This window comes from Shewanella sp. DAU305 (genome assembly GCF_026802235.1).
GTDB classification, from domain to species: domain Bacteria; phylum Pseudomonadota; class Gammaproteobacteria; order Enterobacterales; family Shewanellaceae; genus Shewanella; species Shewanella baltica.
Map to the genome: position 1 here is coordinate 4,158,885 of NZ_CP113808.1, position 12,889 is coordinate 4,171,773.

At 46.5% G+C, this 12,889-nt stretch carries 10 protein-coding genes; 2 read left to right on the forward strand and 8 right to left on the reverse strand.

Annotated elements, in window-relative coordinates; genetic code table 11:
- Nucleotides 1–15: 15 nt before the first annotated feature.
- Nucleotides 16–1,380, reverse strand: a complete 1,365-nt coding sequence (gene radA, locus OX890_RS17640; RefSeq protein ID WP_268649653.1) for a DNA repair protein RadA — start codon at nt 1,378–1,380, stop codon at nt 16–18.
- Nucleotides 1,381–1,480: 100 nt separating this feature from the next.
- Here radA and OX890_RS17645 point away from each other — a divergent pair, with 100 nt between their 5' ends.
- Complete coding sequence (locus OX890_RS17645; protein WP_268649654.1) at nt 1,481–3,862, forward strand: PilZ domain-containing protein; 2,382 nt, start codon at nt 1,481–1,483, stop codon at nt 3,860–3,862.
- Here OX890_RS17645 and OX890_RS17650 read toward each other — a convergent pair.
- Nucleotides 3,859–4,854: an alpha/beta fold hydrolase gene (locus OX890_RS17650; RefSeq protein WP_268649655.1), complete on the reverse strand. Its 996-nt coding sequence runs from the start codon at nt 4,852–4,854 to the stop codon at nt 3,859–3,861. The two genes, OX890_RS17645 and OX890_RS17650, sit on opposite strands and share 4 nt — an antisense overlap.
- Nucleotides 4,855–4,982: 128 nt before the next feature.
- On the reverse strand, nt 4,983–5,963 hold the full coding sequence (gene serB / locus OX890_RS17655) for a phosphoserine phosphatase SerB (protein ID WP_268649656.1): 981 nt from the start codon (nt 5,961–5,963) through the stop codon (nt 4,983–4,985).
- Nucleotides 5,964–6,006: 43 nt separating this feature from the next.
- Here serB and OX890_RS17660 point away from each other — a divergent pair, with 43 nt between their 5' ends.
- Nucleotides 6,007–7,065 (forward strand): YtjB family periplasmic protein, encoded by a 1,059-nt coding sequence (locus tag OX890_RS17660; protein WP_268649657.1) that lies wholly within the window; start codon nt 6,007–6,009, stop codon nt 7,063–7,065.
- A gap of 188 nt (nt 7,066–7,253) precedes the next feature.
- On the opposite strand, the gene deoD is transcribed toward OX890_RS17660, so the two are convergent.
- From deoD to OX890_RS17685, 5 genes are all read right to left on the reverse strand, one after another.
- Nucleotides 7,254–7,964, reverse strand: coding sequence for a purine-nucleoside phosphorylase (deoD, locus tag OX890_RS17665; RefSeq protein ID WP_006082701.1), 711 nt, complete (start codon nt 7,962–7,964; stop codon nt 7,254–7,256).
- Between the two features lie 91 nt (nt 7,965–8,055).
- Nucleotides 8,056–9,270 (reverse strand): phosphopentomutase, encoded by a 1,215-nt coding sequence (locus tag OX890_RS17670; RefSeq protein WP_106651298.1) that lies wholly within the window; start codon nt 9,268–9,270, stop codon nt 8,056–8,058.
- A 9-nt stretch (nt 9,271–9,279) separates the two neighbouring features.
- Nucleotides 9,280–10,611, reverse strand: coding sequence for a thymidine phosphorylase (gene deoA, locus OX890_RS17675; protein ID WP_268649658.1), 1,332 nt, complete (start codon nt 10,609–10,611; stop codon nt 9,280–9,282).
- A gap of 184 nt (nt 10,612–10,795) precedes the next feature.
- Entirely contained in the window at nt 10,796–11,566 is a 771-nt protein-coding gene (gene deoC / locus OX890_RS17680) for a deoxyribose-phosphate aldolase (protein ID WP_006086931.1), read from the reverse strand.
- 418 nt (nt 11,567–11,984) lie between these two features.
- Nucleotides 11,985–12,842 carry a nucleoside-specific channel-forming Tsx family protein gene (locus OX890_RS17685; RefSeq protein ID WP_012089878.1) on the reverse strand — a complete coding sequence of 286 codons (858 nt, stop codon included), beginning with the start codon at nt 12,840–12,842 and terminating at the stop codon, nt 11,985–11,987.
- Between the last annotated feature and the right edge of the window lie 47 nt (nt 12,843–12,889).

The window sequence follows — 12,889 nt, forward strand, 5'->3', positions numbered from 1 at the left end:
CGCGAGCATTTGATGTTAAATCGCTTCTAGCGCTTCAGATAACTTAGACACACCCACGACTTCCATCCCCGCAGGAGGCTTTTTCGGCACATTGGCCTTGGGCACTATGGCGCGCTTAAAACCATGTTTAGCGGCTTCGATTAATCGCTCTTGGCCATTAGGCACAGGACGAATTTCACCCGACAGCCCCACTTCACCAAAGGCGACTAAATCGCTAGGTAAAATATCCCCGCGAAAACTCGATACCATAGCAAGTAACAAGGTTAAGTCGGCACTGGTTTCTGTCACTTTCACGCCGCCCACCACGTTCACAAATACATCCTGATCTGACATCTGTAAACCGCCGTGGCGGTGCATCACGGCAAGCAACATAGCTAAACGGTTGGCATCCATACCCACAGCCACTCGGCGCGGATTAGACATGGCTGAGTTATCCACCAGCACTTGCAGTTCCACCAGTAGCGGCCGCGTGCCTTCCCAAACCACCATAACAAGCGAGCCAGAAGATTCCTCTTCACCACGGGAAAGGAAAATTGCCGAAGGATTGGCGACTTCTTTTAAGCCGCGCTCTGTCATGGCAAATACGCCTAACTCATTGATGGCGCCAAACCGGTTTTTGTGGGAACGCAAGGTGCGGTAGCGGCTATCGCTATCGCCTTCGAACATCACAGAGCAGTCAATACAATGCTCCAATACCTTAGGCCCTGCCAGACTACCATCTTTAGTCACATGGCCGACCATGATCACGGCAATACCATTTTCCTTCGCAAAACGCGTTAAGTAAGAGGCGGATTCACGTACTTGCGACACACTGCCTGGGCTCGATGCCACATCGCTCATGTGCATCACTTGAATCGAATCAACCACTATGACCTTTGGTAATTCTTTGAGGGCCACTTCGCAAATTTGTTCAACGCTGGTTTCAGACAACATCCGCAGTTGATTAGTTGGTAAACCAAGACGATGGGCGCGCATCGCCACTTGCTGCAAGGATTCTTCACCCGTGACATACAGTGCAGGCATTTGCTCGGCCAGATGACACAGGGTTTGCAATAAAAGCGTACTCTTACCCGCACCAGGATGTCCGCCAATCAAAATGGCTGAACCTGGCACTATCCCGCCACCGAGCACTCGATCTAACTCCCCGAAATGGCTCAATATTCGTGGCAGAGCATTGAGATCGATTTGATCTAATGTCTTCACTTCATTACTGCTCGCACCGGCATAACCGACAAACTTAGTACTGCGCCCAGGAGAGGCCGCACCGAGCCTGACCTCAGTAATCGTATTCCATTCCTGACAAGCACTGCATTGCCCTTGCCAACGGGGGAAGTCTTGTCCACACTCATTACACACGTACGCTGTTTTATTCTTTGCCATAACTCATTAAAATCTGTATAAAATCAATTTAAGTAACGATGAATACTGCCGACATAAGACTAACAGTCCAATACAAAATAAGCATTAAAAAGAACCCTACATGAGTTTAGATAACCATAGTGCACTCATCGAACAGCTCAAGCCGTTACTCATGGAACCTAACTTCCAAGAGATTTTCCAGCAGCTGACGATAGATGAAACCAATTCGACCCGTTTTCTTGTGAAAATGGAATTGAGTCGTTTGGCTTCGCCTTGCACTCGAATTATCGATCTCAGGGATAAATCTGAGCTTGCTTGTACTGAAGTCATGTTAGGCCAACAGCGACATTTTTTAGACGAGCCCGCTAAAAACAGTATGCATGAGGCCATGTCACTGTTTCGCAACCAATATACCTTAGGTGTGTATGAGTATGTGCTCAATGCTCACCAACAGCGTCGGGTAAAATTACGTCAAGGTGTGACTCAAGTTGAAGCCGCCGAACCAGAACCTTTTATGGTGCCCGGCGTGGTATTAGGCAGCTATTTCAACCGCGCCGAAGAACGGATGAATTACAGTATTCGCATTGCGGCATCACAAACGGGTCGCGGTGAAGTGCCAGGGATCACGGCAGATTTATCTATCGGCGGCGCCCGTATTCGTCTTGCAGCCAATCATCCCTTCGATCTCGACCAACCACTCAAAGTTAAGTTACTGGAACTCAGTGAAGAGTTTTACTATCCAGATCTCCAGCTAGGAGTGGATTATCAGATTGTCGATAGCCAAACCAATGGCGAATATATTTGGCTAAGACTCAAACGCCTTGGTGGCAGCGAAGCCTTAAGTGAAATGCTCGGCAATTTAATCCGCGGCTATAAACTGCGTTACAAGGTAGATGTCAATGATGTGATAGTGAGTGCAACAGGACTCGGATTTGAACGCCATTATTTACCCCACCTGCCTCACTTGCCTTTGTATTTCAATACTCAAACCCAAGGTTTGAGTCACATGCTACTCAGCCGTGACAACCAACAGATAGTGCATTATTTTCAAGATGAGAATGATGTCAGCCAGTTACCAGCCATGTTGACGCCAACCCGAGTATCGGCACTACTGAGTCATCCAGAGAATCCCGACCACGGGTTATTTTTTAGTTTTACCTATAACGCCCAAGGCTGCTTATATTTTTACTCTGCCACCTTGGCCGAGCTTAAAGCTAAGGGCATGATGCCTTTATTTTTAGGCTTTGCGTCGACCAAACCTAGCTGGCGAGTTTTTAAAGTCACCCAAGATAAAATTTATCATGATAAAGGCTATGGCCGTGCAACTTTGCCGGGCGATGAGGCTAAATTCAGCCCGCTGGTCGAACAGCAGTTATCGCAGTTTAGTCATTTACTGCAGCTCATCGATGTCAGCAATGAAGATGCCAGAGGGCATTACAAAGCCTGGCAAGACAACAGTAATGCCAACGCCCTAAAAACCTTTGGTCAACAACGATTAACCACCAATCAAATTAAGTTAGTTTCCATGCAATTTAGCGAGCGACGCCAAGAGGCTCGTTTCGCCTTTAAAACCTTAGTCAACGTGACGCAAGACAAGCTAAAAGCCACGGGCATTACCTTAGATATTTCTAGCCGCGGCATGCAATTAACCTTAGATAATCCGACAGATTTCTCATCGAATAAACCACTACTATTAAGCTTTCCCAAACTACAAACTATTGCAGGCAAAACACAGCTAGATAACCTCCCCTACCGTTTAGTGCGCACCCGCAAGAATGGCGTGACACTGCATTTAACCGCAGTCATGGGCCATACCCCTCATGTGGGGGTGGAGTTTTTAAATAAACTCATTGCCCATAATAAGGAAAAGCTAGAACAACTGACCGAGAACAATAGTGAGGCTAATGAACTTGCCGATGGTTTAAAAAACATTTTGATGCATGATCTGCATTCTGTGCCCTACTTTGTTGAAAAAACGACAAAATCGGCCCAAGTCGCGTGTTTAGGCGTCGGTACGCGACAAGATGAGATCAGCGATATTTTTGCTGCGGGCACCTCAGATACCCTGCAATATAATTTAGCGCCGCTGCTAAAAGACGGTTTCTTTAAACGGGATATTCTCGAACCTATTCGCCAGATGAAACCCCAGCAAGATATGGATTTTATTGAAGTGTTTGTTCAATTGATCCGTCAATCACGTGGCAAAATCTTTTTAAAGTGTACTCCCGCCACGGAAGTCGGTGATGTGGATGCTCAGATAACCTTTATCAATCAGAGCAAAGCATTAGGCCGATTCATCGCCCTACGCATTTACCGAGGCGCGACTGAGAAGCCAGACATGAGTTATCTGCGCCGCGAGTTGGAATACATTAATATTCATGCAAACCATAAAGCCAAACAATTAGAAGAACAACTATGGCGAGTGATTGGCGTCGGTGAACTCTTGGATATCACCCAAGAGGTTGAATTAAGATACCCAGTACTCCACAAGAAACAGTCTTAACCATTTAACACCGTCAAATCAAAACTTAAATACCAATCACTAATTTTGGGAAAATGATCGCTGGTGGCATCTAAATGCGTCAGCATATCGGCATGACCATAGTCATGCTTAAAGCCATTCTCCTTAGAAAGAAGCGTTGATTTAACTCGTTTAAAGCCGCACTCTGCGACCATATCCGCCACATCTTCGGGATGCCCCAGCACAGTATCGTTCTGCCCTGAGATAAACCAAGCCGGTGGCCAATTAGCGCGCTTTGCCGCTTTCGCATAATCAAATCCATCGTCGTGATCGATCCAATCACCCTGCACCCAATCGATACTTTGAACTAACGAGGCGCGGCTCTCATTATCCATACCGATGCGCAGCTTATCGGCGGCAAGGTAACCTTGGCCCATCGCTAAGCCTGGCGCTAGACGATTCCAAAAGACATCGACCATCAACCACTTTTTGAAGGACTTAACCCGAATCGTCCGCTTACTACCGAAAGTAAGCAGTGAACGAACGCTTTGTTGTAACTCAGGATAACGGGCCAGACTACTCGCCATTAACACGCCGCCCCATGAATGGGCGCACCAATGCACCTGCGAAGGCGCCACGGCTTTGCGATCATCTTGAGCCGCTTGTTCTTGACAAGCTTTTTGATGTAAATCGAGAATGGCCTGCTGCACTAAAGGTAATTGCTCGCGGATCACTTCACCTTGCCCTAAGGTAAAATCACGATCGATTTTCGGCAAACTGAGCCCTCTGCCAGCGGTATCCAGCACATACACCATAAATCCCGCCTTAGCCAAAAAACAGCCTAGGCCACGGCCACTTTGGCTATAGAACACCCGACCGTTAGACATAGCACCGTGGAGCATGAGAATAGGCGTTTTAGAAACATCAGGCACAGACGGTAATAACTGCCGTAGATGCAGCTGTCCATCGCGGTATGGCAGGTAGATTGAAGACTGTGAAATGCTTGATGTTGAGCCTTGGGCGAGCTGAGTCAAAATGAGTCACTGGTAGTTTTTTAATCCCCCTAAACTACCAGCTCATCGATAAAAGACAAGAGTCATTACTCTAACTCAGCCCTTACTTAGACTTTCATCTCGACTCAAATTTCAAATAAATGAATAACCTAGATTTGCAACAGATAAGGTAAAACGCGCAGGTCAAGATGGCGAATATTCGCATCCGCCGCGGCTGCCAGCTTAGGTTTGGCATGGAAAGCGATACCAAAATCCGCCGCCATCACCATAGGGATATCATTCGCGCCATCGCCGATAGCGACTCTTTGACCTTTTTGAATGTCCCACTGCTCACTGCAACGCTCAACCACATCCGCTTTAAACTGCGCATCCACGACTTTACCCGTCACTTCACCCGCGAGTTTGCCATCAGTGATGACTAACTCATTAGCAAAGGCCGCATCTAGGCTTAACAGCTGCTTTAAATGGCCCACAAAAGGGGTAAAACCGCCAGATGCCACCACTAAGCGCCAGCCATGGGATTTAAGCTCCAAAAGCATGGGCTCAAGCCCTGGCATTAAAGGCAAGTTATCGCACAAAGTCGTGATAATACTGGCATCAGCGCCCTTAAGCTGCGCCACGCGCTGACGCAGACTCTGTTCAAAATCCAGCTCGCCTTGCATAGCACGTTCAGTAATCGCCGCCACGCGCTCGCCAACGCCCGCCATGGCCGCTAATTCATCAATGCATTCAATCTGAATCGCCGTGGAATCCATGTCCATCACTAATAAGCCGGGATGATGCAAGCGAGGCAAATCAACATGGAGCACATGCAGTTCAGCCAAAGACTGAGGGAACGCCGCTAACTGTGCCTGAGAAGGCACATTCACCAGCGCCAACTCGATGCAATGTAAGCCAACTTGGCGTTCGATATGGGCAATACCGATAACATCAGACTGAGACAACTGCGCAATCCAGGCCGATATCCCTGCCTGCGCTAACGTATCTTGATAGATCACCCGCAAACGCGAAATACCAGCGGGGTTTGCTGACTCTTGATAACGTTCAAACACTTGCCCTTGGCATTCAAACCTTGGGGAATGGTCAGAGACTAACCACAAAAAAAGCGCATCTTGGTTCAAGCTTTCCATCGGACTTAAATTCTCCAACTATCGGGCTCACTCAGAATCAATTATGATTAGGCAAGCGCTCTACATTTTAAGGGTCAAAGTGTTATATCTTAAAGGGCTAAAGAAAAGCCATAAAATCAGTAGACTGATCCAAATTGCCGCCGCCTTCGCCTTGATATTCGGCTTAGTACAATTGTGGCAAACAAGCCTACTACAAGGTCAGCTGCTTCTAAAGTCCCAAACTCAAAAGATGGCCAGATTACTGGTACAGCAAACCGCTTATGGTGCAGCGCCCGCGCTACAACTGCAAAATGATGAGCAGTTGCAATGGCTCGCCAGTGCTTTAGTGGAAGATCCTAAGGTGATGTCTGCGGCTATCTTCAGCGACCAAGGCATGCGGTTATCCTTCGCCCAAAGTATCACTAAGGATGTTGTCGATCCTGACTCCGAAGAAATGAATTTGCTACTAAGCAAATATCCTCCCTATGTTGAGCCAGTGATCCAAGAAGGGAAAAATCTAGGTTATGTCGAAGTCAGGCTCGATACCAAGCTGTTTTTCAACGAAATCAAAGAAGCCCACAACTTAAACATGGAACAACAACAAATCATGCTGCTGGTTGCAGGCTTGATTGGTATGTTGCTTTCGCGCTCTTTGTCTTTCAAACGCGCCGATTTTGACCGCCGCCGCTTTAGGGTTAAGCTGCGTCAATCGCCAAAAAAATCTAAGAAAGAATCCTCAGCTGAAAGTGCGAGTGATGGCTCAGCGCAAGTGCTAACCGAAGATCAACCTGTGTTGACCACTGATCATCCACAAGAGAAAGCGGCTAATCCCACTAAGGCGCCAAAAGCAGTGACAGAGGCAAATACCGATAAACTCACTCAGACCAGCTTGCAAACTAAGGCCGAAAAAACGTCAGAAAAATCATTAACGTTAGAAACGAGTAGCCAAGTTGAAAACGCGATAAATGATGCGGAACAAGCGGCACCTGTAAAGGTTAAACCTAAGGTTAAAAGTGTCCGTCAGGTAAAACACGCGACTAAAGCAACAGCCGTTACGGCCGAAACCTCGACGCCAAAAACACCCTGCGAGCCAAGCGATCTCGACACAGATTTAACCGGTTAATCTCTATCTCAATAGATAGGAAGATAGGACAACTCATCTATTGATAGCTAGGTTCTAGATAAGCCATAAACAACCAATTTCTAATAACAGTCATAAATAATAAAGTCGAATAGAAAAGCCACTAAAAATTGGCATAAAAAAAGGGTCCGCAATGCGAACCCTTTTTTCAGTAGCGCACTCTTACACAGTTACAGTGTAATCGCCGCTTCTAATGTCATGATGATCATGTCATTGAATGTGGTTTGACGTTCTTCTGCAGACGTCTTTTCACCGGTGCGGATGTGGTCAGATACAGTCACAACGCACAGGGCACGTGCACCAAACTCATGGGCAACGCCATACAAACCAGCCGCTTCCATTTCTACGCCTAATACGCCCATTTTCTCCATCACGTCAAACATTTGTGGATCAGGAGTGTAGAACAGGTCCGCAGAGAAAATGTTACCTACGCGAATTTTAGTACCACGAACTTTCGCAGACTCGATAACCGCATTCATCAGCTCATAGTTAGCGATAGCGGCGAAATCTTGGCCTTTGAAACGTAAACGGTTAACCGCTGAGTCAGTACATGCACCCATACCAATGATCACGTCACGTACTTTAACGTCAGTGCTGATCGCACCACAAGTACCCACACGGATTAGGTTTTTAACGCCGTAATCACGAATTAATTCAGTTGCATAGATAGAGCATGAAGGAATACCCATGCCAGAACCCATAACTGAAATACGCTTACCTTTGTAAGTACCAGTAAAACCTAGCATGTTTCGAACATCAGTCACTTGCTCAACATTTTCTAAGAATGTTTCAGCAATATATTTTGCACGTAATGGATCGCCTGGAAACAGCATTGTCTCAGCGAATGCGCCCTCTACAGCATTAATGTGTGGTGTTGCCATCGAAATAACCCCTGTTTATTTTATTAAGACTTAAGTCTTTGTTTACTGGCGGCAAATGTCAGCCGCCAAATCGAAATAAATGCTAATTTGCCTAAAGGAACGATTCGCCATAGGCCATAGGTTCAAGCTTAAAGTGGCTTGCAATAGATTGGCCGATATCGGCAAAGCTATTACGGCGCCCCAGAGAACCGGCTTTCAATCCAGCGCCAAAAGCTAATACTGGCACATATTCACGGGTATGATCTGTGCCTTGCCATGTTGGGTCGCAACCGTGATCCGCGGTTAAAATCAGCAGATCATCTTCACCCAATAATGCGAGCATTTCAGGTAAACGGGCATCGAAATATTCTAACCCTTTGGCATAACCTGCCACATCACGGCGATGACCGTAGTGCGAGTCGAAATCCACGAAGTTAGTAAACACTATAGTGTTATCGCCCGCTGATTTCACTTCGGCTAAGGTCGCATCGAAAAGCGCTTCTAAACCGTTTGCCTTCACTTTTTTAGTGATACCGCAGTAAGCATAAATATCTGCAATCTTGCCCACACTCACGACTTCACCGCCCGCTTCTTTCAGCTTGTCTAATACGGTTTTTGCCGGTGGCTCTAGTGAATAATCCTTACGATTGCCGGTACGGGCAAAGTCACTTGGGCCAGTACCATCAAATGGACGGGCAATGACACGACCTATGTTGTAAGGCTCTAACTCTTCACGGGTTATCTCGCAAAGACGATAGAGATTTTCTAAACCGAAGGTTTCTTCGTGGCAGGCGATTTGGAACACAGAATCGGCTGAGGTATAGAAAATAGGCATGCCAGAACGCATGTGCTCTTCGCCTAACTCTTCTAAAATAGTTGTGCCAGAAGCATGACAATTACCTAAGAAACCGTCCAGACCCGCACGGGCTAAAATCTTATCCGTCAGTTCTTTAGGGAAAGAATTTTGGTGTTCGCTGAAATAACCCCACTCGAATAGTACGGGTACGCCCGCCATCTCCCAGTGACCGCTCGGCGTATCTTTACCCGAACTTAACTCTTGCGCATGACCATAAGCACCAATCAGCTCAACATTATCGCCAAAACCTGGGGCAAAGGCGCCCGTGCTTTCCATCGCCGCATGACCCAAACCTAAGCGCGCTAAGTTAGGTAATTTCAGCGGACCTTCACGGCCAATATCAGCTTTGCCTTCGGCGCATGCTTTAGCAATATGACCAAAAGTATCGGAACCGACATCACCAAAGCTTGCTGCATCTGCAGAAGCACCGACTCCAAAAGAGTCCAACATCATAATAATGGTACGTTTCATAATTCTTCCTTAAAGATCCGCTGCACGAATATAGGCATAGATCTCAGGTGTTTTTTCTGGAGCGGTTTCACCAATGTGAATCGCTTTTTTCACCGCGAGTTCCGCTTCCGCGAAGGCGGCTTCAGATTGTGCATGGATAACGGCAATCGGCGTCGATGAATCCACTTTATCGCCTAGGGCACACACTTGGGTTAAGCCAACACTATAGTCTAGTGCATCGCCAGGCTTACGGCGGCCGCCACCTAAGGTCACAACCGCTAAACCTAACTCACGGGTATCCATGCTATAGGCATAACCTTGCATATCGGCAAAAACTGGGCGAATAATTTGTGACTGCGGCAGGTATTTACTGTAGTTTTCAACAAAATCAACCGGACCACCAAGACCCGACACCATCTTGCCAAAGAGTTCTGCAGCGCGACCATTGTCGAGTACACGATTCAGTTTAGCGCGAGCATCTGCTTCATTGCTTGCAAGGCCGCCGAGGAGCAGCATCTCAGCACAAAGACCCATAGTGACTTCATATAAACGCGGGTTATGGTAAGCACCCGTTAAAAAGTCGATGGCTTCTTTCACTTCAACCGCGTTACCTGCACAAGATGCAAGCACTTGATTCATATCGGTAAGTAAAGCCGTCGTTTTAGTACCAGCGCCATTTGCAACGGCGGCGATACTGCGAGCTAATTCTTCCGATGCCTCATAGGTTGGCATAAAAGCGCCGCTACCGACTTTCACGTCCATCGCCAACGCATCTAAATTACAGGCTAATTTCTTAGACAGGATCGATGCTGTGATGAGGGAAATGGATTCAACGGTGGCGGTATTATCGCGAATAGAGTAGAAGCGTTTATCGGCAGGAACGAGATCGCCCGTTTGGCCAATAATCGCCACCCCGACTTCTTTAACCACTTTGCGGAACAATTCACTTGAAGGCTCAGTTTGGTAACCCGGAATGGCATCAAACTTATCGAGTGTACCGCCAGTATGACCTAGGCCGCGCCCAGAAATCATAGGCACATAACCGCCACAAGCCGCAGCCATAGGGCCAAGCATGAGACTAATCACATCGCCCACACCGCCAGTGCTGTGTTTGTCGATGACAGGGCCGTTGAGCCCCAATGATTGCCAATTAAGCACAGTGCCAGAATCACGCATTGCTGTCGTTAAAGCGATTCTTTCATCCATATTCATGTCATTAAAATACACCGCCATGCCTAATGCGGCGATCTGACCTTCAGATACGGAGTTGGTGGTGATACCTTGAACAAAGAACTGTATTTCTTCGGAACTTAGCGCTAAACCATTACGTTTTTTACGAATAATCTCTTGAGCTAGAAACATGATACTGCCTCCAAGATAGACACTAACAACCCTGTCGCTAGCGCTTATCTTTGCAATGAAACATCAAAACTGTAGCAATATTACAAATTCATACTATCGAAGTTTTGAGTTTGCCAAATAGATTTAGGTCACACTTAATTAGGCTCGCTATACGCTGATAGTATTAATCAGCGATAGTTTGCGATTAATAGCCTTGAGTCGGCTTAGGCGCATCAGCCAGTTCTAGTGTATGCAGCAAGCTGTTTAATAAGCTTGAAGCACCAAATCTAAAGGTACGTGGTGAGACCCAGTCAGCGCCTAAAATACGCTCTGCAACACCGAGGAACTCAGCCGCTTGGGCAGCATCACGCACACCACCGGCAGGCTTGAAACCTACTTGGGTATTCTTTTCGCTGATCACTGTCAGCATGATTTCAGCCGCTTCGAGTGTGGCGTTTACAGGCACTTTACCCGTAGAAGTTTTGATAAAGTCAGCACCCGCATCGATTGAAAGCTCAGATGCACGGCGGATAAGCGCAGGATCGGCTAACACGCCAGATTCGATGATGACTTTTAACAAGACTTCACCACAGGCTTCTTTACAGGCTTTGACTAATTCAAAACCAATCGTTTCATTACCTTCCATCAACGCGCGGTATGGGAATACCACGTCAACTTCGTCGGCACCATAGGCAACGGCAGCGCGGGTTTCGAGTACAGCAATGGCGATGTCATCGTTGCCATGGGGGAAGTTAGTTACAGTGGCGATTTGGATATCTTCAGCACCGATTTCATCGAGCGTCTTACGTGCAATCGGGATGAAACGTGGGTAAATGCAGATAGCGGCAGTATTGCCCGCAGCCGTTTTCGCTTTGTGGCACAGGTCGATCACTTTTTGATCTGTGTCGTCATCATTCAAAGTCGTTAAGTCCATTAACTCAATGGCGCGTTGTGCTGCTTTTTTTAAATCAGTCATAATAGCTCTCCAAAATAAAAATTAAATGAATAGAAATCAGTCGCATAAAAGCAACGCATAAGAGGTGGCATTATTTTGATTATTTTTATGGCCGGGCCTTCAGGCGGTGCCGAGTAATTTGCTTGTACAAACTACCTTGTTGTAGGTATTCAATCTTGCCTAAGTCATAAAGAGCAATAGGCATCCTGACACTTAAAATAACTTATAAGTGACCACGACTTGAATCCTTGAAGACCGGAAGAGAGGATACGAATAAAATCTTGCTCCTACTTTTCCGCGAAAAATCCATTTTAGCGCGAGAAAAACACAAACCTTTATATAAACCCACTTATTAGCCTAATAGGCTGAGATAAAGACTCATGGTAAAACAAAGATGGAGCCGCATAATGCGGCTCCAACAAGCAACGATTACAAGTGATTAGAACTTGTAAGTTGCTGACAGGTAGTGTGACCAACCTGTTGATTCTAGGCCAGTAGCACCATCATCAGTTAGTAAGTAAACATCTTTGAAGCCTTTCAAGCCATAACCCAGAGCATAACGATCTGAATGCCAGTATAGACCGAAGAATACGTTACCGCCGTTTGTTGATTTACCCTTAACTAGAGGACCATTCTCAACAACAGGCCAATATGCTTCGTCAGCACCAAATTGATAATCGATGTAACCTTGGAATGACAGGAAGCTCTTGTTATCGAAGAAGTAGAAAGGCTTGAACCAGTTAGCAGAGAACTGGTAGCCATTCCACTCTTTAGCGTTCATGTCATAGTAACCGTACAGGTTCATGCCTGTTTTGCCTAACCAAGGCACGTTTACGTCAGCACCAACACCCCAAAAAGTAGAGTTAACGCCTTCGCCTACATTACCATCCCAGTTGAACAGAGTAGAGAAGTAAACTTCTTGGATTGGTCCAAAAGACAAGTCTTTACCAGTAAGCGCATCGATAGATACACGTGGCGCAAACTTCATAAACAGCTTACTTTTACCTGTACCTGGATTCTTGTCACCATTGCTTGATGTTTCGTTTGCCAAGTTGAATACGTCAACATAACCGTATAGATCGAATACGCCAGAACGACCGCCGAATTCCATTTCTAAGTAGTTATGTTGATCGCCAGCCGCTGGGCTCTCTGGTTTTTCACCGATAGAGTACATAGCGTTGAACTGCATCCACTTGTAATCAGTACCGTGAAGATCTGTACGATCAGCGGCAAATGCGTTGCCAGAGATTGCAGCTACAGCAGTAGCGGCTAAAGCTAAAGTTTTAACGTTTTTCATCATCAACCCCATTTATCTTGTTTGCTACCATCGAGGGTAGCGTTCTT